Annotated in this window: 20 protein-coding genes; 13 read left to right on the forward strand and 7 right to left on the reverse strand. The window is 58.3% G+C overall.

Annotated elements, in window-relative coordinates:
- The first annotated feature begins 63 nt into the window (after positions 1 to 63).
- From ETG88_RS06670 to nudI, 5 genes are all read left to right on the forward strand, one after another.
- Positions 64 to 1467: a TolC family outer membrane protein gene (locus ETG88_RS06670; protein WP_100779226.1), complete on the forward strand. Its 1404-nt coding sequence runs from the start codon at positions 64 to 66 to the stop codon at positions 1465 to 1467.
- Entirely contained in the window at positions 1464 to 3650 is a 2187-nt protein-coding gene (locus tag ETG88_RS06675; RefSeq protein WP_129035010.1) for a type I secretion system permease/ATPase, read from the forward strand. The genes ETG88_RS06670 and ETG88_RS06675 overlap by 4 nt, the downstream gene beginning before the upstream one ends.
- 10 nt (positions 3651 to 3660) lie before the next feature.
- The gene (locus tag ETG88_RS06680) at positions 3661 to 4830 is read left to right on the forward strand and encodes a beta-barrel domain-containing protein (protein WP_100780833.1); all 1170 of its coding nucleotides are present in this window, start codon (positions 3661 to 3663) and stop codon (positions 4828 to 4830) included.
- A 457-nt stretch (positions 4831 to 5287) separates the two neighbouring features.
- Complete coding sequence (locus tag ETG88_RS06685) at positions 5288 to 5635, forward strand: HigA family addiction module antitoxin (RefSeq protein WP_129035011.1); 348 nt, start codon at positions 5288 to 5290, stop codon at positions 5633 to 5635.
- Positions 5636 to 5678: 43 nt separating this feature from the next.
- Positions 5679 to 6104, forward strand: a complete 426-nt coding sequence (gene nudI / locus ETG88_RS06690) for a nucleoside triphosphatase NudI (protein WP_129035012.1) — start codon at positions 5679 to 5681, stop codon at positions 6102 to 6104.
- Here nudI and ETG88_RS06695 read toward each other — a convergent pair.
- Complete coding sequence (locus tag ETG88_RS06695) at positions 6076 to 6810, reverse strand: AraC family transcriptional regulator (protein ID WP_233446085.1); 735 nt, start codon at positions 6808 to 6810, stop codon at positions 6076 to 6078. The two genes, nudI and ETG88_RS06695, sit on opposite strands and share 29 nt — an antisense overlap.
- 98 nt (positions 6811 to 6908) lie before the next feature.
- On the opposite strand from ETG88_RS06695, the gene ETG88_RS06700 reads away from it, so the two are divergent.
- Positions 6909 to 7328: a nuclear transport factor 2 family protein gene (locus tag ETG88_RS06700; RefSeq protein ID WP_129035013.1), complete on the forward strand. Its 420-nt coding sequence runs from the start codon at positions 6909 to 6911 to the stop codon at positions 7326 to 7328.
- Here ETG88_RS06700 and ETG88_RS06705 read toward each other — a convergent pair whose 3' ends face one another.
- The 4 genes from ETG88_RS06705 to ETG88_RS06720 form a co-directional block, all read right to left on the reverse strand.
- Positions 7329 to 7847, reverse strand: coding sequence for a DUF6622 family protein (locus tag ETG88_RS06705; protein ID WP_129035014.1), 519 nt, complete (start codon positions 7845 to 7847; stop codon positions 7329 to 7331).
- Between the two features lie 78 nt (positions 7848 to 7925).
- On the reverse strand, positions 7926 to 9107 hold the full coding sequence (locus ETG88_RS06710; RefSeq protein ID WP_129035015.1) for an aminotransferase-like domain-containing protein: 1182 nt from the start codon (positions 9105 to 9107) through the stop codon (positions 7926 to 7928).
- Positions 9108 to 9207: 100 nt separating this feature from the next.
- Positions 9208 to 9657: a DUF421 domain-containing protein gene (locus ETG88_RS06715; RefSeq protein WP_102105394.1), complete on the reverse strand. Its 450-nt coding sequence runs from the start codon at positions 9655 to 9657 to the stop codon at positions 9208 to 9210.
- Positions 9658 to 9666: 9 nt separating this feature from the next.
- Entirely contained in the window at positions 9667 to 10179 is a 513-nt protein-coding gene (locus ETG88_RS06720) for a hypothetical protein (protein ID WP_233446084.1), read from the reverse strand.
- Positions 10180 to 10599: 420 nt separating this feature from the next.
- Between ETG88_RS06720 and ETG88_RS06725 the strand changes: the two genes are divergently transcribed.
- From ETG88_RS06725 to ETG88_RS06745, 6 genes are all read left to right on the forward strand, one after another.
- Entirely contained in the window at positions 10600 to 12279 is a 1680-nt protein-coding gene (locus tag ETG88_RS06725) for a ShlB/FhaC/HecB family hemolysin secretion/activation protein (protein WP_129035016.1), read from the forward strand.
- A complete protein-coding gene (locus tag ETG88_RS06730) occupies positions 12279 to 12827 on the forward strand; it encodes a toxin-activating lysine-acyltransferase (RefSeq protein ID WP_100779216.1) in 549 nt (182 codons plus the stop codon). The genes ETG88_RS06725 and ETG88_RS06730 overlap by 1 nt, the downstream gene beginning before the upstream one ends.
- Entirely contained in the window at positions 12820 to 14274 is a 1455-nt protein-coding gene (locus ETG88_RS22570; RefSeq protein WP_206732576.1) for a two-partner secretion domain-containing protein, read from the forward strand. The genes ETG88_RS06730 and ETG88_RS22570 overlap by 8 nt, the downstream gene beginning before the upstream one ends.
- Positions 14271 to 20843 (forward strand): hemagglutinin repeat-containing protein, encoded by a 6573-nt coding sequence (locus ETG88_RS06735; RefSeq protein WP_206732577.1) that lies wholly within the window; start codon positions 14271 to 14273, stop codon positions 20841 to 20843. The genes ETG88_RS22570 and ETG88_RS06735 overlap by 4 nt, the downstream gene beginning before the upstream one ends.
- 10 nt (positions 20844 to 20853) lie before the next feature.
- Positions 20854 to 21216 (forward strand): hypothetical protein, encoded by a 363-nt coding sequence (locus ETG88_RS06740; RefSeq protein ID WP_102105397.1) that lies wholly within the window; start codon positions 20854 to 20856, stop codon positions 21214 to 21216.
- 233 nt (positions 21217 to 21449) lie between these two features.
- The gene (locus ETG88_RS06745) at positions 21450 to 22010 is read left to right on the forward strand and encodes an Ail/Lom family outer membrane beta-barrel protein (protein ID WP_129035017.1); all 561 of its coding nucleotides are present in this window, start codon (positions 21450 to 21452) and stop codon (positions 22008 to 22010) included.
- 17 nt (positions 22011 to 22027) lie between these two features.
- On the opposite strand, the gene ETG88_RS06750 is transcribed toward ETG88_RS06745, so the two are convergent.
- Complete coding sequence (locus ETG88_RS06750; RefSeq protein ID WP_129035018.1) at positions 22028 to 22927, reverse strand: LysR family transcriptional regulator; 900 nt, start codon at positions 22925 to 22927, stop codon at positions 22028 to 22030.
- Between the two features lie 83 nt (positions 22928 to 23010).
- Here ETG88_RS06750 and ETG88_RS06755 point away from each other — a divergent pair, with 83 nt between their 5' ends.
- On the forward strand, positions 23011 to 23628 hold the full coding sequence (locus ETG88_RS06755) for a short chain dehydrogenase (protein ID WP_129035019.1): 618 nt from the start codon (positions 23011 to 23013) through the stop codon (positions 23626 to 23628).
- On the opposite strand, the gene ETG88_RS06760 is transcribed toward ETG88_RS06755, so the two are convergent.
- Positions 23622 to 24356, reverse strand: a complete 735-nt coding sequence (locus ETG88_RS06760) for a class I SAM-dependent methyltransferase (protein WP_129035020.1) — start codon at positions 24354 to 24356, stop codon at positions 23622 to 23624. The genes ETG88_RS06755 and ETG88_RS06760 overlap by 7 nt on opposite strands.
- Positions 24357 to 24431: the final 75 nt, after the last annotated feature.

Raw genomic sequence — 24431 nt, forward strand, 5'->3', positions numbered from 1 at the left:
TGACCCGGGCGTTCAGCGCCCGGGCATCAAGAATAAAAAGTACAAATTTATTAGGGACATGACATGGGAAAGAAGATGCCTTACTGGTGGCTCTCGTGCTGCCTGATATCTGTGCCCGTTCTCGCGGCTAACCCTGCGGGCGTAATCAACACCGGCCTGCTGAGTGAAGAACAGGAGCTGCCGTCCCTGAATGGCCGCGTTGCGCCCGTCGCCAACAAAGCCGCTCCGGGTACGCTGCTGCTGGGCGATGCCGTTAACCGCGCCGTCAGCTGGCATCCGACCATCAGCGAAGCGGTCGGTAAACTCTACGAACAATCAGAACAGGTCGACGTCGCCAAATCGAAATACTATCCGCAGGTCAACGCGGGAATGGACGGCGGCTATACCCATGACGGCAGTGACAACGGCTTTACCCCGTCGCTGGTGCTCTCTGTTTCACAAATGCTTTACGACTTTGGCAAAGTGGCAAGCCAGGTGCGAGCCGAAAGCGCGGGCGTGGCGCAGCAGCAGGCCAACGTGCTGGTGAGCATTGATACCATCGCCCACGACACCGCCCTGGCAATGGTGCAGGTGCAGACCTGGCAGCAAATGGTGGAGACCGCCAAAGAGCAGTTGGATGCGCTGTCGTCCATCGGCTCGCTGGCGCGTCAGCGCAACGACGAAGGGGCAAGTTCCCTTTCGGACGTGGTGCAGACCGATGCCCGTATCGAAGGCGCGCGGGCGCAGCTCATGCAGTATCAGGCCAGCCTCGACAGCTCCCGCGCCACACTGATGAGCTTTCTCGGCTGGAACAGCCTGAACACCATCAGCAACGATTTCCCGGCAAAACTGGCCCGCAGCTGCGACGTCGCCGAGCCGGACGATCGTTTGGTGCCCGCCGTGCTCTCCGCGTGGGCGCAGGCCAACGTCGCGCAGGCCAATCTCGACTATGCTAACGCGCAAATGACGCCGACCGTCTCGCTGGAGCCGGAAGTGCGCCACTACCTCAACGACCGCTATGCGGGCAACGATTCTCTGGATCGCACCCAGTATTCCGCGTGGGTCAAAGTGCAGATGCCGCTCTATCAGGGCGGTGGTCTTACCGCCCGGCGTAACGCCGCCGGACATGCCGTTGAAGCCGCGCAGTCGACCATTCAACGCACCCGCCTCGACGTGCGCCAGAAGCTGCTTGAATCGCGCAGCCAGGTGATGAGCCTGCTGAGCACCCTGCAAATCCAGGCCCGGCAGGAGGCGCTCAGCGTCCGCACCCGCGAACTCTATCAACAGCAATATCTCGATCTCGGCTCACGGCCGCTGCTCGACGTGCTCAACGCCGAGCAGGAGGTGTATCAGGCACGTTTCACCCAGCAGCAAACCGCCGGACAGCTGCACCAGCTGGAGCTGAGCTGCCTGTACAACACGGGCCTTTTGCGTCATTCGTTCGATCTTGAGAACCGCACCATTCAGACTGTGGAGATCCAGCCATGAAGCAAACCGATAATCCGCAGGACGAAAGTATTCCCGAAGAGACGCTGGAGCACTGGGCGCAGGCGTTTGGCTACGTCGCCAGCCGCTATCGCGTGGCCTGCTCCCCAGGCGCACTGGTGGCCGGGGCGCCATGGCTAAAGGGCAAACCCATGGTACCGGCGCTGACTCAACTGGCGCGCGAGGCAGGACTTTCCTTTCAGCTGCTGACCGCCACGGAGCATTCCATCAACAGCTGGAAACTGCCGGTGGTGGTGGAGCTTAACGAGGGCAAAATCGGCGTCATTGAACATTTCGACGGCGACGACACCCTTGATATCAACTTTATCGACACCACGCCGCACAACAACCGCGTGTCGATGACCGCTCTGCTGCCCGCCATTCGTCACGTGGTCGCCCTGCGCCCGCTGGCGGCGCTAAAAGACAGCCGCGTGGATGCCTATATTTCCAAATACCGCCCCGACTGGCTCTACCGGCTGGTGATGCGCGACATGCGTCCCTATACCTGGGTGATGCTGGCGGCGCTGTTCATCAACGTCCTCTCCCTCTCCGGGATCGTGTTCTCAATGCAGGTTTACGACCGGGTGATCCCCGCCCAGTCCTATCCGACGCTTTACGTGCTGACCATCGGCGTGCTGATCGCCACGCTGTTTGGCTTTGTGCTGCGTGTCGCGCGCGGTCATATCATGGATCTGCTGGGAAAACGCGCCGATCTGCGGGTGTCGGATCGGGTGTTTGGCCACGCCCTGCGCCTGCGTAACAGCGCGATCCCGCGCTCAACCGGGAGCTTTATTTCGCAGCTGCGTGAGCTGGAGCAGATCCGCGAGATGGTCACCTCTTCCACCATTTCCACCATCGTCGATCTGCCGTTCTTCTTCCTGTTCGTGGTGGTGCTGGCGATCATCGCGCCGCAATTAGCCTGGATCGCCCCCGTCGCTGCCGTGCTGATGGTGCTGCCCGGCCTGCTGCTGCAGAAAAAACTCGCGGCGCTGGCGAAGCAGTCGGCCCATGAATCGACCCTGCGCAACGCGGTGCTGGTCGAGAGCGTACAGGGGCTGGAGGACATCAAGCTGATGCAGGCGGAAAACCGCTTTTTGCAGCAGTGGAACAGCTATATCCAGATCACCGCCGAGTCCGGCCTGCGCACCCGCGAGCTGACGCAAAACCTGATCAGCTGGGGGATGACCATTCAAAGTCTGGTGTACGCCGGGGTGATCGTGGTCGGCGCGCCGATGGTGATCGACGGCACCTTAACCACCGGTTCGGTGGTGGCGGCCTCGATGCTGGCGTCGCGGATGATCGCCCCGATGGCGACCCTGTGCGGCGTGCTGGCGCGCTGGCAGCAGGTGAAAGCCGCCAAAGAGGGGCTGGACAGCATCATGCAGCTGCCGACGGAAAACCAGCGCGAAGAGACGCCGATCCGCCAGGACGTGCTGCGCGGGCACTACCTGTTCGATCAGGCGCAGTTTCGCTATCACCCGGAAGATCCGCGTATGGCCCTGCGCATTAACCGCCTGGAGATCAAACCCGGCGAGAAAGTGGCGATCCTCGGGCGTAACGGCGCAGGGAAATCCACCCTGTTACAGGCGCTGTCGGGCGGAATGGATCTGGCAGGCGGCGAGCTGCGGCTCGACAACCTTAGCCTGCCGCATCTGGACGTCGCGGATCTGCGGCGCAACGTCGGCTTTATGACCCAGAACGCACGGCTGTTCTACGGCACTCTGCGAGAGAACATCACGCTTGGGATGCCGCGCGCCACGGATGAAGAGATCTTCGCCGTGCTGGAGATGTGCGGCGCGGCGAGCTTTGTGCAAAAGCTGCCGAAAGGACTCGACTATCCGATCATGGAGAACGGCGTGGGGCTGTCTGGCGGGCAGCGTCAGTCGATTTTGCTGGCGCGCATGTTCCTGCGCGATCCCAATATCGTGCTGCTCGATGAACCGACCGCCTCGCTGGATGAGCACACGGAGCGCGAGTTTCTTCAGCATCTCGGCGCGTGGCTCGGCAACCGAACGCTGATCGTCGCCACTCACCGCGTGCCGGTGCTGGAGCTGGTGGAGCGCGTGGTGGTGCTGAAAGAGGGCATGCTGGTGATGGACGCGCCAAAAGCGCAGGCCCTGAGCAACAGCCGCATGCAGCAACAGGCAAACGGACGGGAGTGGAAAAATGAAAATCAGTCAGCGTGATGTCGCGGCGATGGACGATCTCGATAACGCTCTCGACTCCGAAAGCGGTTACTCCGGCGCGCGGCGCATCGTGATCCTCTCCCTGCTGCTGTTTATTATCGTCGGCGTGTGGGCGTGGTTTGGCATTCTCGACGAGGTTTCAACCGGGACGGGGAAAGTGATCCCCAGCTCGCGCGAGCAGGTGTTGCAGTCCCTCGACGGCGGGATCCTGACCGAACTGAACGTGCGCGAAGGCAACGTGGTGCAGGCGGGCCAGGTGCTGGCGCGACTCGATCCCACACGTTCAGAATCTAACGTCGGTGAAAGCGCGGCGCGCTATCGTGCATCGCTGGCCTCCAGCGTGCGTCTCACCGCCGAAGTGAACGATCTGCCGCTGGTCTTTCCCCCTTCCCTGAAACAGTGGCCGGAGCTGATCGCCGCCGAAACCCGGCTCTACACCTCGCGCCGCGCGCAGCTGGAGGACACTCAGCGCGAGCTAAAAGCTGCCCTGAGCCTCGCGAATAAAGAGCTGGCTATCACTCAGCGGCTGATCAAGACCGGAGCGGCCAGCCACGTGGAGGAGTTACGCCTGCAGCGGCAAAAAAGCGATCTGGAACTGAAGCTGACGGACGTGCGTTCGCAATACTACGTGCAGGCCCGCGAGGCGCTGTCGAAAGCCAACGCGGAAGTCGATATGGTCTCGGCGGTGCTGAAAGGCCGCGAGGATTCCGTGACGCGCCTGACCGTGCGATCGCCGGTGCGTGGGATCGTGAAAAATATCAAGGTGACGACCATCGGCGGGGTTATCCCCCCGAACGGCGAGCTGATGGAGATTGTGCCGGTGGACGATCACCTGCTGATCGAAACCCGCCTGTCACCGCGCGATATCGCCTTTATCCACCCGGAGCAAAAAGCGCTGGTTAAAATCACCGCCTACGATTACGCCATCTACGGCGGGCTGCACGGCGTGGTCGAAACCATTTCGCCGGACACCATTCAGGACGAAGCCAAACCCGAAGTGTTCTATTACCGCGTGTTTATCCGCACCAGCCAGGATTATCTGGTCAATAAAGCGGGCCGCAAATTCTCGATTGTGCCAGGGATGATTGCCACGGTGGATATCAAAACCGGAGAGAAATCGGTGATGGATTATATGATTAAGCCGTTTAACCGGGCGAAAGAGGCGCTGCGGGAGCGGTAATGGGAATGCGACGCCAGTAAAAAAGCCCGGTAGTGCTGATGCTTACCGGGCCTATAAGCTGTCAGGTCGGGTAAGTACCGCACCACCCGATCTGTTTTTTCGACTCTTGCACCGGTGCAGCCTGCCATCCCGTATTTTCTGAATCCGCTTCGCAGTATGACATTTCTTCCTCTTCCTCCCCCTTTCCAGCACCTCTCTACCAGGCGTATGTTTCTCTGGCCTCGCAGGCATAAGGCAACACGGGTCTAATTCCGATAAATTAGAAAACAGCATAATCGCACTTGTGCACAGTGCGGCTGTGCAATAATATCACCATAGCTTCACAGGGATCGGAGCTAACATGCATTATGTTGAAGAACATTAAAAACTTTCGCGATCAGCAGTTGGCGGGGAAAGCCGAAGATATCTACCTCGCCCCGCATAAATATAAGCCTTATAAATAGTGAGGTAACACTCCATGACTCTCCCGCAGGCAACCCGCAAACCCACCACGCCGGGCGATGTGTTGCAGTACGAATACCTTGAACCGCTAGATCTTAAAATCGCAGATTTGGCCGACATGCTTAACGTGCACCGTAATACCATCAGTGCGCTGGTCAATAACAACCGCAAGCTGACCGCCGACATGGCGCTACGCCTCGCCAGAGTGTTTGATACCTCCATCGAGTTCTGGCTCAACTTGCAGCAAAATGTGGATATCTGGGAGGTGCAGAACAATATGCGCACTCAGGAAGAGCTGAGCCGAATCAAAACAGTTGCGGAGGTTCTGGCAAAACGAAAATCTCACCAGCAGGACATCGCCTGAACTCTGCTACAGTAGCGCCAACACAAAAATTCAGGGAGTGAACATGCGCCAGAGAACAATTGTTTGTCCGATTATTCAGAATGACGGGGCTTATCTGCTGTGCAAAATGGCGGCGGATCGCGGTGTGTTTCCCGGCCAGTGGGCGCTGTCGGGCGGCGGTATAGAACCGGGTGAAACCATGGAGCAGGCGCTGCGGCGCGAAATTCGCGAAGAGCTGGGCGATGCGCTTGAGATCACCTCCGTCAAACCCTGGGCGTTTCGCGATGATATCCGGATAAAAACCTATGCCGACGGCAGCACCGAAGAGATCTATATGATTTACCTTATCTTCGACTGCGTCAGCGCCAACCGCGATGTGACCTTTAACGAAGAGTTTCAGCAGATCGCGTGGGTGCAGCCGGAGGCCTTAAAAACGCTGGATCTCAACGAAGCCACCCGTTTTACGTTTGCGCAGAAGGGTTTGTTGTAACCCCCCACTGTCCCGGCGTTCTGCCGGTGTAGGTGCGAAAGACCTCAATGAATGCGCTGACGCTGTTGTAGCCGCACGACAGCGCAATCCATCCGACGGGTTTTCCCTCCTCCAGCCACTCCATCGCCCTGATCACACGGGCCAGCTGCCGCCAGTTCACAAAATTCATGCCCGTCGCGGCGCTGAACTGACGGTGAAACGTGCGCACGCTCATCCCGGACTGGCGTGCATACTCTTCCACCGGGAGCACATCGTCCACGGCGTTCAGCAGCGTGCGCGCGATTTTCAGTAAACGCGGGTGAGCGGGCATCGGCAGCCGAAAGCGATCCTGCCGGGACTGAGCCAGTTCGCGGGTGAGCATGGAGATCATCTGCTGATCTGCGCCCTCGCCCGCCTGGCACAGCCGCAGGAACAGCGCCTCGCACAGCTTTTCCGGTTCAAAGACTGCCGGTTGCTCGGGCAGGGCTGAACAACAGGCTGAATCCAGATACAGAGACTGGCCCTCAATGGCGCTTTCCGACAGCGCGGCATGACGCAACCCAGCCGGGATCCAGCCGATATGCTCTCGCGGCACCACCCAGCGCCCCTTTTCGGTCTCGATAATCAGCAGGCCCGAGGTAATACGGCAGAGCTGGCCGGTGGCGTGAGCATGCCAGTCGGTTCGATAGCCCGATGGATGGCGAAGAGGTTCAGCGGTCATCAACATAGTTTGGCCGAAAATCGTTATTGATTGCCTGATTACAGAAACTACGCCAGATTCTGTCAAGGATAATGTGCTCTCACCCCTTTTAAAGGAGCACAACAATGTCCCTCATCACTGACCTGCAGGCTGCCTCTGACGAACCGTCCTGCCGCGCCCTCACCCAACGGCTGTTAACCGATCTTTTCGCGGGAACGCTGGCTCCGGCAGCGATTTTCTCGAATGACTACCAGCAGCATACGGACGGTAACGTGCTCAATTTCGCTGAATTTGTGCGGCACTTAGATCATGTCCGCACGCAAACTAACGGGATCACCTTCAGGGTCGAGCAGGCATGCTGCACGCCGCATCTGCTGGCAGACCGCCATATCGTCACCGTAAGCAAAACGGACGGACAAACGTCAGAAATTGAGGTGTACCTGTTTGCCCGCCTGCGCGAGGGGAAAATCTGGCGAATAGATGAAGTGACCCGAGTGATAAAGGGCGACCACGCCGACAAATCCCTTGCCAGCGCGACGTCGTAGTTAACTCACTTGCTGCTGTGAAGCGAAGCGATACACGCGCACATAGCGGGTAAATTTTCCGACAAACACGCCCGCAAAAACGCCGCCGGAGATAATCGCAAATGCGCTCATTCCAGGCTGCTGCAGCGTGGCGGGGGAAACGGCAGTCATCACCCCCAGCACATATTTCACGCCAAACGCCAGCATCATCAGCGGCAGCGCCGAGTTGTCGGCCTGCCGGTACAGACTGCGCGGGAGTTCCGCGCGTGTTACCGCCGTCTGTTTGATGAGCAAATAGCCCAGCGCTGCGCCTGCCAGCAAACCGGCGATCCACAGGGCGCTGCTGGCGACGGTGAGTTTGCGGAACACCACCAGATCGTAGATATCCCAGAAAAGAAAAATGGCGGGGATAATCGCGAGCTTTTCCAGCGTCACGATGGCGGGTTTGCGTGCTTTGATGCCGCGAGTGATGAGAAAGACAAACAGCACCCACACCCAGACGGGCGTATGGGTAACCACACCGGTGAGGAATTCAGTCATGGGTTTTACCGTCAGTGATATTTCGCACCGGGTAATTATTACGCATGACAGCGGCTACGCCATCATGCGTAAGGCTGTTCAGAGCGAAATTTTCAGGCGGCGAACCGCCTCTTTCAGCTGCTCATCCGTGGCCGTGACAAACGACATGCGCAGCGTCGCGCGGTCGGGTTCGCTGCAATAGAAGAACTCACCGGGCACGAACACCACACCGTTCGCCAGCGTCTTTGCCAGCCATTCGGTGGTATTAAGACCGTTGTTGAATTTCGCCCACAGGAACATCCCGCCCTTCGGTTTATGGAAAGTCAGCACATCACCCAGCTCTTTTTCCAGCTCATTCGCAAAGGTCTGATATTTCTGGCGATAGGCATCGCGAATCAGCGCAATCTGCCCGGCCAGACGCCCGGTTTGCAGATACTCGTAAGTCATCAGCTGCGACAAGGTGCTGGTATGCAAATCAGTGGTTTGCTTGAGATTCACCACCGCCCGTTTCAGCCACTCAGGCACCACCAGCCAGCCGACGCGCGTGCCGGGTGCGAGGATTTTGGAGAACGTCGAGGTATAGACGACGTTATCTTCGTTGCCTATCGCTTTGGCATGGGCCATCAGCGGGCGGAACACGTCAGAGGTGTAGTTGATTTCGCTGTAGGGGTCGTCTTCGATAATCACGAAATCATAGCGTTTTGATAGCTCGACCAGCTGTTTGCGGCGGTTTTCGGAGAGCGTCACGCCGCCTGGGTTACCAAACGTCGGCACGATATAGACGGCTTTGATGGTTTTGCGGCTGACCAGGGCTTCCAGTTCATCAACTTTCATCCCTTCCCCATCGGTGCCGACAGATTCAAGTTGAGCCTGCGCCAGACTAAAGACCTGCAGCGCGGCGAGATAGGTCGGACGCTCCACAACCACGGTATCGCCGGGATTGATCAGCGCGCGGGCCAGAATATCCAGCGACTGCTGGGAGCCGGAGGTGACCACCACGTCATCGGCCTGACAGGCGATTCCACGGTCGGCGCAGATCTGCCCGATCGCGTCGCGCAGTCCCGGATAGCCTTCACTCAGACCGTACTGGAATGCTTCGCCAAAATGGCGGGACAACACGGCATCTGCCGCATTCTGTAACCCTTCATGATCGAAAAGATCGGGATTGGGAATGCCGCCGCCGAGGGAGATCACGCCCGGCATTTTGCTGTGTTTTAATAATTCACGGATGGCGGAGGATTGCAGGCTCTGCACGCTGCTGGCGAGTTTGTTTTTAGACATACTGTCGATACCCTGTTTTTCTGTTTTTTTAGTGACTACATGGTGTTAGTAACACATCTGCGGGGCAGTGATCATCACATTTACTGCTTTTTTGCCCGGATTAATCACGCTCTTGCGGAATGATTGAAATGTGACCGTTGCGCTCCAGAATGGCGTATTTGATTTTGCTGAACTCGGTGATGCCCTGGTTCTGCCGCGCTGCGACCAGAATATCATCGCAGGAGACATCCACTTTCCGCAGCTTGTCCGTCAGGGGCATCCCATTTTCCACCAGGATCACCGGGGAGCCATCGAGCACGTCCTCCGCCCCGGCAAAGGTTTTCTTCATCAGGCCAAAGAGAATATCCACCACCACCAGCGTCACGATGGTAATCATCGCCCCGGTCACCGAAAAATCATTTCCCAGCAGCGCCTGCTGCGTGGCTTCGCTGATAATCAGCAATAAGATCAGATCAAAGCTGGTCATCTGCAATAACGCCCGACGCCCCGCCACTTTAAACACCACCAGCAAAATCAGGTAGATCGCCAGTGCCCGAAAGACCATCTCCATATTGCGCTCCTAGGGATAAATAAACTGCCAGAAAGCGATTTCCGGCTCATCGTTAACGGTTATCCGGTTCACCGCTTTTCCGGGCGTCGTGGGTGTGAGGTACAGGGTCACAGAGAAATCACGCTGACTTTTGGTTGTGTTGTAAACCAGGACGAGGGCTTTTCCCTGGCTGTACATCCGATCGGGCTGGGGTGAGAGGGTGCCGGGCTGGAAATTATCCCTGACATCGCCGTCGAAACGAAAAATATAGTGTCCGGTATTTGATGGGGGGACGGTAGCCCTGAGTTTAAATTCTGTTTGCAGCCGCCCAAAACGCTCGTAATAAAGGTGTAATGTCTGGTTATTATTTGTTTTTTCTGCCGAACTGAAATATCCCGTAGAAAAGAAACCGCCCAGCGCCAGCAGTAAAATAAGTAATAAAACCGCAAAGCCCACCTGGCGAAATCGCGCCTCCAGGGTGAGGGCAAAACGATTTTCCTTCACGCCAGGTAATGCCTCATGTTCGTCTTTCAGACTCGACATTTATCACCTCAACCGTTTCGCCTGCCTTTTATAGGCCATTGAGTATTAAGCCTAATCCTCTGTGCCCCTCGTCTTCTATGCCGGAAGAACGCACAGAAATCTGCCTTAATAGTAAGTCAGATCCGCCGTTTCGGGAGGGCAGCGTGCATTTATCTCTTTCCCCTGCCCGCGATGTGTGTCGCAGGCATTCAGAATAAAGGGATTTATTTCACTTAACGTGACCAGGGGTATATAGCGATATCGTTCTTCTCAATCCTTTTTATTCCCGCGCGCAGACTCACCTACCAGAATTAGGGATAACGCACACCGGTATATCCCGTCCTTTAGGATTAATCCCCCTTTTATTCACTCTTCAATATTTAAACAATCTTACACAAATTCACATTGCATCCATTTTGCTTACACAGCACGGAATGTCCGATGATAGCCCGATCCCAATTCGCCATAATAATATCAACCGCCGCAGGGTTGTCTTTCCTGCTTCCTGCTCACGCCGCCGAGCCGGATAATCAATTTATTATTCAGCAGCAACGCCAGAAAGCGCTGGAACAGCAACTTACCCCGCCCGTGCCCGATGTGCGTCTCTCCGAGCCGTCATCCAGCTTTGGCAAAATCGCCTTTCCTGTCGAAACGCCCTGCTTTCCCATTCGCAATGTGACCCTCACCGGGCAGGACGCGCTTCCCCGCTGGCTACCGCTGCAGCGAATTGCCGACCAGGCGCAGGGCCGTTGTCTGGGCGGAAAAGGCATCAACCTGCTTATGAGCACGATGCAAAACAGCCTCGTCGACCACGGCTGGATCACCACCCGCGTGCTGGCGCCCACGCAGGATCTTAAGAGCGGCACGCTGAAGCTAGCAATTGTGCCGGGCTATATCCGCCACGTCCGGCTCACAGAGGACAGCGACGATTATATTCAGCTCTACAGCAGCTTCCCGGCGCACGAGGGTAACCTGCTGGATCTACGCGATATCGAACAGGGGCTGGAGAACCTTCAGCGCTTGCCGACCGTAGAAGCCAGCATGGAAATTGTTCCCGGCGAACAGCCCGGCGAAAGCGACGTGGTGATCACCCGCAAGCAGTCAAAAATGTGGCGGCTGGGTTTGTCATTGGATGACGCGGGCACCGAGACCACCGGGCGCTATCAGGGCGGCGTGACGCTGTCGCTGGACAATCCTTTCTCACTTAGCGATCTGCTGTACGTCTCCGCCAGCCACGACCTCAACGATCACGGCGGCAAAGGCAGTAAGAACTACACCGGCCACTATTCTGTGCCGTTTGGCTACTGGACGCTGGGCGTGACCGGCAGTGATTACGATTATCACCAGACCGTTGCAGGCCAGAATCAGGATTACCGCTACAGCGGTAAAAGCAAAAACCTGGACGTACAGCTCAGCCGCGTGCTGCACCGCAGCGGTTCACAGAAAACGACCCTGACGGCAGATGTGCTGGCGCGAGAAACGCGTAACTATGTGGATGACACGGAAGTGGGCGTCCAGCGCAGGCAGACGGCGGGCTGGCGTCTGGGGTTACAGCACCGCCACTATATCGGCCAGGCCAGCGTGGATGCGGGGGTGAGCTATCAGCGCGGCACCCGCTGGTTCGGCGCTCAGCCGGCACCCGAGGAGGCGTTTGGCGAGGCCACGGCGCTCAGCAAAATCCTCCAGCTCAACGCCCAGCTCGATTTACCGTTTGAAATTGGCTCGCAGCAGTTCCGTTACAACGTTCAGTACCTGCGCCAGATAAGCAACACTCCGCTGACGCCGCAGGATCAGTTCGCCATCGGCAACCGCTGGACGGTGCGAGGCTTTGACGGTGAGCGCACCCTGAACGCCAGCCACGGCTGGTATGTGCGTAACGATCTGGGCTGGAGCACGCCGCTGCCCAATCAGGAGCTTTACCTGGGTGCCGACTACGGTGAAGTCGGCGGCTACAGCTCAGACCCGCTGATCGGCAAGCATCTGGCCGGTGGCGTTGTGGGGCTGCGCGGAAGCGCCTTCAACACCGGCTATGACCTGTTTGCAGGCACGCCATTCTCAAAACCTGACGGGTTCCACACCAGTTCCCTCACCCTGGGGTTCAACCTCAACTGGAGCTGGTAATGCGCATAGGCAATCTGGATATCAAAGCCCCGCTGCTCCTCGGGGGCGAACAAAACGAAGCCGAAGTGTTGGGGGCCACCGTCTGGCTGTGGATGCACTCGCCCATGCACCGGGATGCGCCGCTGCATGCCCTTCCGACGCTCCTGCTGCCCATCATCAAACGCCAGCAGTACGTGCTGGTGGTGGAGAACGAACGCCCGGTGTTCTTTCTCAGCTGGGCGTGGCTGAACGAAGAGGCGGAAGCCCGCTTCCTCACGCGTCCGTCCATAGAGATGAAAGAAGAGGACTGGGATAGCGGCGACCGCATCTGGTTTTGCGACTGGATTGCCCCCTTCGGTCACACCCGCGCCATGCAAACCTTGATTCGCCACGACCTCTTTGCCGAACACTGCTGGCGGGCGCTGTATCACCGTGGTGCCGAGCGCGGCAAGCGCGTCGTGATGTTCCACGGCAAACACGTCACCCGAGAAGCCGCACAACGCTGGCAACTGAACCACCCGCTCGCCGCCCCGCTGCCGCAAGCGTTTAAAGGAACGACCCATGAATAAGAATCTGTATCGTATCGTCTTCAACAAAGCGCGCGGCATGCTGATGGTGGTGGCAGATATTGCCCGTTCGGGTCGCGCCGGGACCACGCGTGCCGCCGGGATCGGCCATACCCACAGCCAGCTTATCGGTAAAATCAGTGCCATGAGTCTGAGTCTCTGGCTGGCAATGGGTGCGATACAGACGGCGCAGGCCAATATTGTGGCCAACGCGGGGGCGCCAAAAAACCAGCAGCCGACGGTGATCAGCAGCGCCAACGGTACGCCGCAGGTGAATATCCAGACCCCTTCCAAAGCCGGGGTGTCGCGCAATAACTACACCCAGTTTGACGTCAGCCAGAAAGGCGCAATCCTCAATAACTCGCATAAAAATACCCAGACGCAGCTGGGCGGCATGGTGTCGGGCAACCCGTGGCTCGCCAAGGGCGAAGCGAAAGTGATTCTGAACGAAGTCAGCTCCCGCGACCCGAGCAAACTGAACGGCATGATTGAAGTCGCGGGGAAAAAAGCGCAGGTGGTGATCGCCAACCCGTCGGGTATTACCTGTAGCGGGTGCGGGTTTATCAACGCCAACCGCGCGACGCTCACCACCGGCCAGGCGCAGATGACCAACGGCAATCTCACCGGGTACAACGTGGAACGCGGTGAAGTGGTGGTGGACGGTGCCGGTATGGACACCTCCGGCGCGGATTACACCGATATCATCGCCCGCTCGGTCAAAGTGAATGCCGGGCTGTGGGCCAAGGATCTGAAAGTTACCACCGGGCGCAACAACGTCGATGCCGCGCATGAACGCATTGAAAAAGGCGCCGATGACATCGCCACGCGACCGCAGCTGGCGGTGGATGTCGCCAGTCTCGGCGGAATGTATGCCGGTAAAATCCGCATGGTCGGGACGGAAAAAGGGGTCGGCGTGCGTAACGCCGGGGCGATGGGTGCCCAGGCCGGTAGCGTGACCCTCACCGCCGACGGGCGCATCGAAAACAGCGGCGTCATTCGGGGCAGTGAAAACGTAACGGTGCAGACCGCCAGCGAATTCGCTAACCGGGGCGCGCTCACGGCGGGAAATCACGCTCAGGTGAAAGCCGCTACGCTCACCAGTGAGAAAAACAGCGTGCTGGCCGCCGGGGTGAAAAACGACGGCAAACTGGCAAGCGCAGGGAATTTAACCCTGAGCAGCAACGGTCAACTGAACGCCCACGGCCAGACGCTGGCAGGCGGCGATATCAGCGTCACAGGCCAGGGTGTGGATATCAGCGGCAGCCAGACCCAGGGCAAACGGGTGTTGCTCGACGGCGGCGCAGGCGATCTCACCACCGCCAGCGCACAGGTCAGTGCCAATGAACTCACGCCCGGGCCGGAAAACGCCTTAACAACAGCGGCGGTTCCCTCAGCGCCGAGACGGTTAATCTTAGTGCGCATGACCTCTCCAACCAACAGGGAAAAGTGATTCAGAGCGGGAAAAACGCGCTGGCGATGGATCTCAAGGGCGAGATCGATAACCAGCAGGGGCAGATCGCCGCGACGCAGGGTGTGTCTCTGCACGCGCAATCGCTGAACAACACGGGCGGCCAGGTGGTTGCTGTGGCGGGGAAAACCCGCATCGATACCGGCTCCCTGAACAACGAGAGGGGGCTTATCTCCGCCGCCGCAGGCGACGGTGAGATCCACAGCGCGCAGACGCTTCGCAACGCCGGAGGGCGCATCGAAGCGGCAAAAAGCCAGCACATCGACGCCGCCGGTGTCGATAACCAGCAGGGGGTGATTGTGGCCGATGGCGCGACAATCGCGCTGAACAACGGCCGCCTGAACAACCAGTCCGGCGCCCTGCTCTCCCACGGCGCGCTCAACGTCACCAGCGGCGCGCTGGATAATCAGAACGGTTTTCTCGCCAGTCAGGGCGCCTTAACGCTGGACGGCAGCGACATGGATAACCGCTCTGGTCAGATCGGTTCTAACCAGAGTGTCACCGCCCGCTTTAACACGCTTATAAATCAGGGCGGTGCGATAAAAGCCGTCGATGCGATGACGCTCACCGGCGGAGTGCTGGATAACAGCCACGGCGAGACTTTCGCCGGGAAAAGCCTCGCCTTCAGCGGCGAAACGCTCAACAACGCTGGCGGGCAGCTGGCGGCAGGTGAAAGCCTGACGCTCGCCCCTGCCAGCCAGTTACTCAATCAGGCCGGATTGCTGCAGGGCGATGGCGTTCAGATCACCACGGCCAGCCTGAGTAATAACAGCGGGACGCTCAACAGCCTGGGGTCGCTGGATCTCTCCGCCGGTACGCTCGATAACCAGGCGGGCACGCTGGCGGCGAAGGGTGCGGCAGACATCGCCACCCTTCAGATGGACAACCGCAGCGGCGGGCGCGTGATTGGCGAATCCACCACTGCGCTGCACTCGGATAACCTGCAAAACAGCGGCGGGCAGATCCAGTCGGTGGGCGATCTGCTGATCGACAGCGCGCGCGGCGTGGTGGATAACGTCTCCGGTTTGATTCGCGGCGGGCAGAGCGTGACGCTAAATGCGATCACCTTCGTCAATCAGAACACGCTGGCTGAAAACCAGGGCCTTGAAGGCCAACAGGTGACGCTGAACACCGACGCGATCGCCAACCAGAACGGCAGCCTGCTGGCCGACACGACCCTGACCATTCGCAATACCGGTACGCTGGACAACAGTTCCGGCGCGCTGGCGTCATCCGGCTTGCTGGATATCGCCGGGAGCGGGCTGAACCTCATCAACCAGGGGGGAACGGCGAAAGCGGGTCAAACGCTGAATCTGCATGCGCAAACTATCGACGGCAGCGGCCAGTTGCTCTCGCTCGGGAATATGGATCTGAGCAGCGAAAACGGCCTGAACAACAGCGGCGCGGTCATCGCTAACGGCAATCTCACCTTCACGACTCCGGGCGCTGTGACCAACAGCGGGAAACTGCTGGCGGGCAGCGCGCTCAACGTGCAGAGCGCCAGTCTCACCAATAGCGCCAGCGGTGAAATCAACGCCGGTACCAATACCCTGACCACCACCGGCACGCTGGTGAACTACGGCCTGATCGATGGCATCCACACCCGCATTAATGCCGAAACGCTGAATAATATCGGCACCGGGCGTCTCTATGGCGATGCGGTGGGCGTTAACGCCATCACCTTTAACAATCTGGCGGAAAACGGTACGGCGGCAACGCTTGCCGGACGCGAGCGCGTGGACCTCGGCGTTCAGACCCTCAACAACCAGGCGCACGCCCTGATCTATAGCGCAGGCACCCTGTGGGTCGGCGGCGCGCTGGACGAGAGCGGCGCCGCGATTGGACGCGCGGCGGCAATCAATAACCACAGCGCCACCATCGAGTCCGCCGGGGATATGTCGCTCGCCGCCGGGCAGATCAACAACATCAATGACGATTTCGCGACCGAGATCGTGCTGGTTTCCCAGGAGCCATTAACCGAGTACCAGCACTCAGGCTCCACCAACCGCTGGAAAGCGGGTGATGAGGGTGTCTGGATAGATGGCAACTCCTCAGACGGCCTGCGCAACCTCAATACGCCGGAGCTGAGCGGCCACGGGCACGACGATTTCAACGAGTATAACTACACCCGCACTATCGAAGAGACCCGCATCAAACAGAGCGATCCGGCGAAAATTCTCTCGGGCGGCAATATGACGCTGACGGGCGATCGGCTGTTTAACGATAAGAGCCAGGTTATTGCAGGCGGAACACTCTCGACCGACGCCATGGGCACGGTGCTCAACGACGATGTCGCGGGCGAACGGCACACCACCGACGCGGGTTACGTGACGCATTACTACCGCATCCGCCACAAAGGTGACGACGAACAGGGGCGCCGCAGCACTCTCTACACCCCGCCGACCGCGATCCAGAGCATTGCCTTAAAGCCCGGCCAACTGGTGAGTAACGGTAGCGTCGAGGGCAGCAACCTGAGCATCACGCCGCTGGTATTGCAGGGCACGGATACGGCGATCGGCCAGGCAGGAGGCGTCAGCGCGTCGCCGCAGCAGACCGTATCCCCCGGCGAGCCGGTCACGCCACCGGCGGGTCAGCAGTTTGAAGTGACGCCTGCCGACGGTGCCATTCGCATTATCGGTCCAAACACTACCCTGCCGGATAACAGCCTGTTTAAGGTCAATCCGTCATCGGACGTGCCTTATCTGGTGGAAACAGATCCGCGCTTCACTAACGAAAAGCAGTGGCTCGGCAGCGACTATATGCAAAACGCCTTAACCGGTGACAGCGATAACACCCTGAAGCGCCTGGGCGATGGGTATTACGAGCAGCGTCTGGTGCGCGAACAGGTGATTGGCATCACCGGCCAGCGCTATCTGGACGGGTTTAGCAACGACGAAGAGCAGTTTAAATCCCTGATGGATAAAGGGATCACCTTCGGGAAACAGTATTCGCTGAAGCTCGGCGTAGCGCTGACGCCAGAACAGATGGCGCTCCTCACGGGCGATATCGTCTGGCTGGTGAATACCCGGGTGAAAATGCCGGACGGCTCGATGCAAAACGTGCTGGTGCCGCAGGTCTACGCCAAAGTGAAACAGGGCGATATTGACGGCTCTGGCGCGCTGATTGCCGGGAACAACGTGTCGATGAAGCTCAATGGCGATCTCTTTAACAGCGGTACCATTGCCGGACGCAAAGTGCTTCAGCTCGATGCGAATAACATCACCAACCAGACCGGCACCCTGCAGGCGGCAGACGTTAACCTCAACGCCCGTACGGATATCAATAACATTGGCGGGGCCATCGTGGGCGGCAGCAGCCTGCAGGCCACGGCAGGCCGGGATATCAACGTTACCAGCACCGTGAACAGCGCGGAAAGTGTTAACGGCGAAAACCGCTTTACCCGCACCACCATCGACAGCGTATCCGGCATCTACGTTCAGGACGATGACGGCAAACTGGCGCTGCAGTCCGGGCGCGATATTACCCTGACAGGCGCGCAGGTGATCGCCAGCGGCGAGAACGGCAAAGCACAGCTGGTTGCCGGGCGGGATCTGAATTTGAACACGGTCACCACCGCCCGCAGCGATAGCCTGATCTGGGATGCAGACAACACCCTCAACCAGCGCAGCGTCGATCAGACCGGTAGCAGCATCAGCGGTACCGGCGGCGTGACGCTGGCGGCAGGAAATGACATCAACGCGCGCGGAGCCTCGGTTAAATCCGACGGGGCGCTGGCGCTCGGTGCAGCACGCGATATCAACATCGAAGGCGTGCTCAACGAAAGCCAGCTCGACGAGCGGCATAAAGTGGTGGGCGGCAACGGCTGGATGTCGAAAACCACCACCACGACCCGCGACACGGTGGACAAACAGACCGTTCAGGGTAGCGAACTGAGCGCCAATACCGTGCAAGTCATCGCCGGAAATGACCTGACGGTCGCGGGAAGTAGCGTCGTCGGCAGCGGAAACGTTGCGCTTAAAGCCGGTAACGATCTGATCCTCACCAGCATGGGCGGACGCAATGACCAGACGCATCTCAGGCAGGAGAAAAAATCGGGGCTGTTAAGCTCCGGTGGGATTGGCTTTACCGTCGGCTCCCATAAAGAGACCACCGATCAGGCAAGCCAGGCGCTGGCGGGCCAGGGGGCGATGGTGGGCAGTCTGCAGGGCGATACGGTGATGCTGGCAGGCAACGACTACCGTCAGACCGGCAGCTCGGTCTCCTCCCCTAACGGCAACGTCGCCATTCAGGGGAAAAACGTCACCATCGAGGCGGCGCAGGACACCTATGCGTCACAGTACAAACGGACCGTCGAGCAAAAAGGCTTTACCCTGGCCGTTAACGTGCCGGTGGTGATGGCGGTTCGCGGCGCGCTGGAAACCGCGCAGGACGTGGGCAAAAGCAATGATGACCGCATCAACATGCTGGCTGCCGCCAACGCAGCATGGGACAGCGCCCGTGCTGCCAGCGCAATGATGAACACCGCGCAGGGGCTGATGGCGAACGGCGCGCAGGCCGTGGCGCAGAACGTGAGCGTGTCGCTCACTTATGGCCAAAGCAAGCAGACCAATACGGAAGAGGTCAACAGCACCAGCGCGCTGGCAAGCACCGTTAACGCCGGTAAACAGGCGGTGGTGGTGGCAACCGGCGGCGAACAGTCGAATATCAATATCGTTGGCTCCGATGTCAGCGGCAAACAGGGCACCACCCTCTTTGCCGACAACGACGTTAATATTGTGGCGGCAAAACAGGAGCGTCACGAGCGGGACGATAACCAGTCCAGCGGCTGGAATGCCGGTGTGGCAGTGAGCTACGGCCAGGGCGGAGCCTCGTTTGGCGTCACCGCTGGCGCGAACGTCGGCAAAGGCCACGGCAACGGCGATGAGGTCTCCTGGCGCAACAGCCATGTCGGTGATATGGACGGTCAGACCCAGATTATCAGCGGCGGCACTACCACCCTGCGTGGCGGCCAGCTGCTGGGCAAAGGGGTGGATATCACCGCCGACAACCTGAATATCGAAAGCCTGCAGGACACCATGAAATACGACGGTAAGCAGATGAATGCCGGGGGACAGGTCACAGTGGGCTTCGGCTTTGCGGCATCAGGCAATTACGGGCAGTCGAAGGTCAATGCCGACTACGCCTCGGTGCAGGAGCAATCCGGCGTGTTCGCGGGGACCGATGGCTATCAGATCAACGTGAAGGATCACACGGACCTTAAGGGTGGCCTGATCACCTCCAGCGAGAGCGCGGAGCTGGCGGGAAATAACCAGTTCAGCACCGGCACGCTGAGCTGGAGCGATATTCATAACAGCTCGGAGTACGAAGGCAACGGGTTTGCCGTCGGGGGCGCCACCAGCATGAATACCGATTTTGGGCTGGGCGATAACGCCACGCCGCAAAGCAGCAAAACCGTGCGCACCGACGATGGTTCTTATGTCCCGGCACAGGGCTATGCCTCCCTCAACAAGAGCACGAGCTTTGGGATTGGGCATGACAGCGGCAGCGACAGCTCCGTCACCCGTAGCGGGATCAACACCGAGAATGTCACAATCACCCGCCCTGACGGGCAAACACAGCCGATCGACGGCATTAAAACGGACATCACCACCGAAACGGCGGCGGCGAACTCCGGTCGCCTTGAGAATAACTTCGATAAAGACGACGTGTTTAAAGAGCTGAATTTGCAGGTGCGCGTGACGCGTGATTTCAAAGAAAATGCGAATAATCAGATTGGGCAACTGCTGGACGCGCAGCAGGCGACGGCACAAGCTGCGTTGAAACAGGCTATAGATTCGGGCGATAAAGCGAAGCAACAAGAGGCGCTGACGGCAGTCTATAAACTGCAATATCAGCGACGCTTCCTGCAAACCCTGGTGGGGATCGTCGCCGGATCGCCGGATACCGCCATCACTCAGGGCACGCTGGCACTGGCCGCCACAAAAATGCGTGAAGAGACCATCAAAAACTCCCTGATCTTCGAGGGTATAGCAGACACCGAAAAGTCCTACAGCAATGTTTCAGGCGAGAGCAATGGTCTCTATGATGGCATTAAAGCCGGCGGTGTCAGGGTTGGTCTGGACGTGATCTGTGGTACAGCCAATGAACGCTGCTCGACGGCTGATGACGCGGGCAAAGTGCTTCTGCGTGATGAAAATGGCAGGGTCATTTATAAAGGCAATGCCGAATATCCGACCATCGATGCTTTCCTGAAAAAAAGCCCTGAAGCGGCAAGCCTCTTTGGGCCTACGGGTGGATTCCAGGGAACCGGAGGATTATTGGTCCCCTTCGGCGAATACAAGCCGGGCACATTCTGGGGGGATATTGGTGACACCATCGTCGAGTCTTATGCCGGTACGCATGATTATATCGGCGGTCAAGTGCCTGGTTTTTATGACAGTGAAGGGAATACTTCCCGCGGGCGCAGCCCGTTAACGGAAAACGCGGCAAATACCTGGACCGTTGTCGCGATTCCTCTGGCCACGCCTTTCGCCATGTCCGAAATGGTTTCACCTGAGTTGCTGGACTTTATCTTTAATGCATCCAAATGAGGTTAAAACAATGACATTACGTCGCGGCTTACTTTTACTTTGTCCTCTTTACTTAACCGGATGCGTTGTTGCCGATCTGGATTCGACCAATTATCAGTACGTCCCCTATGTCCAGACCATCCAGAAAAAAGGCACGCTCGGACATACCAATACGGCGCAGCGCAAACAGGATCTTTACGCCTGTGGTTTAGACAAAAAAATTGATCCTGACACGCAGCCATTTAACCGTAATCAGCTTGTCGGAGGCGAAACGATGGCACAGCACGACAAGCGAATCGCCCATCTTGAGAATTGCATGATGGAAAAAGGCTATGTGCTACTCGATTTTGGTCAATGTGGCCCCTTAAAAGCTCCGACCGGAAAATGTAATTAACGAAATAAAAGCCCCAGCGGATTGCGCCCTAATTAAAATAACGCCCTCCCCTACCAATATAGGGGAGGGATACACCAGGAATATTCCGGGCTTTAGGATTAATCCCCATTTCATCGCCTGCCAAAAAAACCAACAATTTTAACCGTTTCATTTGCCATGGATTTTCCATGACATTTTTGCCGGATGACACCGGCGTGACCCACAATAAAATAACGGCACAAGGATTACGGAAAATGAAAAAAATATCTCTGGCGGTATTCGTGGCGGCAAGCCTTGCCAGCGGCGCAGCTCTGGCGGATAACCACACGGTTTCTCTTGGCTATGCGCAGAGCAAAGTTGAGAACTTTAAAAATATTCGCGGTGTTAACGCGCAATATCGCTACGAATGGGACTCCCCGCTCAGCGTCATCGGTTCTTTCACCTATATGAGCGGCGATGACGACCAGAAATATTATGTCGATTCTGATTCCGTCAAAAATCATATCGACGTGAAATATTATTCCCTGATGGCCGGTCCGGCTTATCGCATTAATGAATATGTTTCGTTATATGCGCTGGGCGGGGTGGCACATACCAAAGCCGATGTGGATACCAAATGGGTGAACGCGGGCGACGGCTATACGCAAAAAGACAGCCTCTCTGAAAAATCGACCTCTTTTGCTTACGGCGCGGGAGTGCAATTTAACCCAACCGAGGAACTGGCCGTTAACGTCGGTTACGAAGGGACGAATGCCGATATCGACGGCAGCCACTCAATTAATGGCTGGAACGTCGGCGTCGGGTATCGTTTCTAATTCTGCCCTGCCCCTCTCTACGGGAGAGGGGCTATTGTCGACACATGCTGAACAAGGTGTGCAATAAACTGCGTCAGTTTCGGCAACGGGCGTAAATCCTGGCGCCAGAGAAGGTGCACCGGTCTCGGCTGCGGCGTGAAAGGCGCCAGCACGCGGATCAACCGCCCACTCGCCAGCTCGTCGGCCACCAGCACTTCCGGTTGTAATAACAAACCTGCCCCGGCCACCGCCGCCGTGCGCAATCCATATCCGTCGTTACAGCGCAGGATCGCATCGCGCTTCCAGCGCACCTCCCCTTCCACACCCGGCAGCCGCCACTCGTTGCGCGCGGTCCAGACCGTATGCGACAGGCACAGATGATCGACCAGATCGGCAGGCGTTTGCGGCGTGCCGTGGCGCGCCAGATAGTCCGGCGCCGCGCAGATCACCATCCGGTACGGACAGAGATATTTCGCGACCAGATCGTCGTTACGAATATCACCGATACGGATCGCCAGATCGAAACCCTCGTTGACCATATCCACCATCCGGTTAGTCAGATCCAGCTCGACGCGCACCTCCGGCCACGCCTGAAGAAAGGTCGCCGTGAGCGGCGCGATGACACACCCGCCAAAGGAGGTCGGCGCGCTGATGCGCAGCGTGCCAGCCGGGGCTGCACGCAGACGTTCCACGGCGCTTTCGGCAATCGACACCTGCTCCAGCACCCGTTTCGCTTCGTCGTAAAACACCCGCCCGGCGTCCGTCACGCTCTGGCGGCGCGTGTTGCGCTCCAGCAGACGCGTGCCAAGCTGCGTCTCCAGCAGGGCAATGTACTTTCCAACCATCACCGCCGACATCTCCAGCCGACTCGCCGCCAGCGTAAAACTGCCGCTTTCGACCACGGCGATAAAAGTCTCCATGCCGCGAAGCTTATCCATATTGCAAACCCCTGGTTAGTAATGCTCTAACTTTAGCCCAGTTTATCCGAATTTTGTTTTATTAAAGAATGGAGGCTCACAACATGAAGGAGTCTGCTATGAAAATCGTCATTATTGGTGCCAGCGGTACGGTTGGCCGCGCCGTGACAGAAGAGCTCAGCCGTAAACATGAGGTCATTCGCGTTGGCCGCACGCAGGGTGATGAGCAGGTGGATATTACCTCGCAGGAGAGCGTGCAGGCCCTGTTCGAAAAAATCGGCCCGGTGGATGCGATCGTCTCGGCCAGCGGCGGGCTGCACTTTGGCCCTCTGGCGACCATGAAAGACAGCGATTTCAACCAGGGTTTGCAGGACAAGCTGCTGGGGCAAGTGCGCCTGGCGCTTACCGGACAGCACTACCTGAACGAAGGCGGGTCCATTACCCTGATCAGCGGGATTGTCGCCCACGAGCCGATTGCCCAGGGGGTGAACGCCACCACCGTGAATGCGGCGCTGGAAGGGTTTGTGCGCGCTGCGGCCTGCGAACTGCCGCGCGGCATTCGTATCAACCTGGTTAGCCCGACGGTGCTGACCGAATCCGCCGAAGCCTACGATGGATTCTTCCCCGGCTTTGAAAGCGTGCCTGCCGCCACCGTCGCGCTGGCCTATCGCCGCAGCGTGGAAGGCGTGCAGAGTGGCCGGGTCTATAAAGTCGGTTACTGAGGCTTAACGGCGGCGATCAACACCAGCATTGGTCGCTCCGCTTCTTCGGCCAGCGCGGGCCAGGCGTCAATCTGCGCCTGCGTTGGCCCCCACTCGTTGACTTCGCGAAGGCTTAAACCTGCGTGAATCAGCGCATTCAGCGTCGTGCCAAGCGTGCGGTGATATTTGATCACGCCGTCCGCCAGCCAGTTGCTGACGCGCTGTCCCTCCTGCTGATACTGATTCACTCCCCAGAACCGCTCGCCGTTGTCATCCGTCAGCCAGCCCTGGCGCGAAGCGCAGGTGTAGATCGGATGCTCCATCGAAAAGACCAGGCTGCCGCCGGGTTTGAGCGCGCGCTGAACGTGGCGAAAAAGTGTATCGAGTTCCGGCAGATAGTGCAGCGCAAGCGAGCTGTAAACCAGATCAAGACTGTTGTCTTCCAGTTTCACATCCTCGAGATCGCGGCGTTGATACGTGATGGCGGGATCGGCGGTAAGCTCGGCGGCACGGGCGAGCATTTTCTCGGAGATATCGACGCCCGTCACCTGCGCCGCGCCGAGTTCACGTGCGCTGCGGCAGAACCAGCCGTAACCGCAGCCCAGATCGATGACCGTTTTACCGGTCAGATCGGGCAACATGGATTTGAGCGTCGGCCATTCCGGTGCGCCGTCCAGCCCCTGCACCGAGCGCGGAAGCTGGGCGTAGCCCTCGAAAAACGCCGGATTGTCGTAAATATTTTGTGCCATCGCAGATCCCTCTTGGTGAATATGCGTAGCAGTATATCGCAGGGTTTAGGTTTTGTTGGCCGGGTAAGGCGTAAC

The sequence above is a fragment of the Lelliottia nimipressuralis genome (assembly GCF_004115925.1).
GTDB classification, from domain to species: domain Bacteria; phylum Pseudomonadota; class Gammaproteobacteria; order Enterobacterales; family Enterobacteriaceae; genus Enterobacter; species Enterobacter nimipressuralis.

Coding starts and splice junctions, on each gene's coding strand:
- ETG88_RS06670 (WP_100779226.1), top strand. CDS start 64: ATGGGAAAGAAGATGCCTTACTGGTGGCTCTCGTGCTGCCTGATATCT.
- ETG88_RS06675 (WP_129035010.1), top strand. CDS start 1,464: ATGAAGCAAACCGATAATCCGCAGGACGAAAGTATTCCCGAAGAGACG.
- ETG88_RS06680 (WP_100780833.1), top strand. CDS start 3,661: ATGGACGATCTCGATAACGCTCTCGACTCCGAAAGCGGTTACTCCGGC.
- ETG88_RS06685 (WP_129035011.1), top strand. CDS start 5,288: ATGACTCTCCCGCAGGCAACCCGCAAACCCACCACGCCGGGCGATGTG.
- nudI (WP_129035012.1), top strand. CDS start 5,679: ATGCGCCAGAGAACAATTGTTTGTCCGATTATTCAGAATGACGGGGCT.
- ETG88_RS06695 (WP_233446085.1), bottom strand. CDS start 6,810: ATGTTGATGACCGCTGAACCTCTTCGCCATCCATCGGGCTATCGAACC.
- ETG88_RS06700 (WP_129035013.1), top strand. CDS start 6,909: ATGTCCCTCATCACTGACCTGCAGGCTGCCTCTGACGAACCGTCCTGC.
- ETG88_RS06705 (WP_129035014.1), bottom strand. CDS start 7,847: ATGACTGAATTCCTCACCGGTGTGGTTACCCATACGCCCGTCTGGGTG.
- ETG88_RS06710 (WP_129035015.1), bottom strand. CDS start 9,107: ATGTCTAAAAACAAACTCGCCAGCAGCGTGCAGAGCCTGCAATCCTCC.
- ETG88_RS06715 (WP_102105394.1), bottom strand. CDS start 9,657: ATGGAGATGGTCTTTCGGGCACTGGCGATCTACCTGATTTTGCTGGTG.
- ETG88_RS06720 (WP_233446084.1), bottom strand. CDS start 10,179: ATGTCGAGTCTGAAAGACGAACATGAGGCATTACCTGGCGTGAAGGAA.
- ETG88_RS06725 (WP_129035016.1), top strand. CDS start 10,600: ATGATAGCCCGATCCCAATTCGCCATAATAATATCAACCGCCGCAGGG.
- ETG88_RS06730 (WP_100779216.1), top strand. CDS start 12,279: ATGCGCATAGGCAATCTGGATATCAAAGCCCCGCTGCTCCTCGGGGGC.
- ETG88_RS22570 (WP_206732576.1), top strand. CDS start 12,820: ATGAATAAGAATCTGTATCGTATCGTCTTCAACAAAGCGCGCGGCATG.
- ETG88_RS06740 (WP_102105397.1), top strand. CDS start 20,854: ATGACATTACGTCGCGGCTTACTTTTACTTTGTCCTCTTTACTTAACC.
- ETG88_RS06745 (WP_129035017.1), top strand. CDS start 21,450: ATGAAAAAAATATCTCTGGCGGTATTCGTGGCGGCAAGCCTTGCCAGC.
- ETG88_RS06750 (WP_129035018.1), bottom strand. CDS start 22,927: ATGGATAAGCTTCGCGGCATGGAGACTTTTATCGCCGTGGTCGAAAGC.
- ETG88_RS06755 (WP_129035019.1), top strand. CDS start 23,011: ATGAAGGAGTCTGCTATGAAAATCGTCATTATTGGTGCCAGCGGTACG.
- ETG88_RS06760 (WP_129035020.1), bottom strand. CDS start 24,356: ATGGCACAAAATATTTACGACAATCCGGCGTTTTTCGAGGGCTACGCC.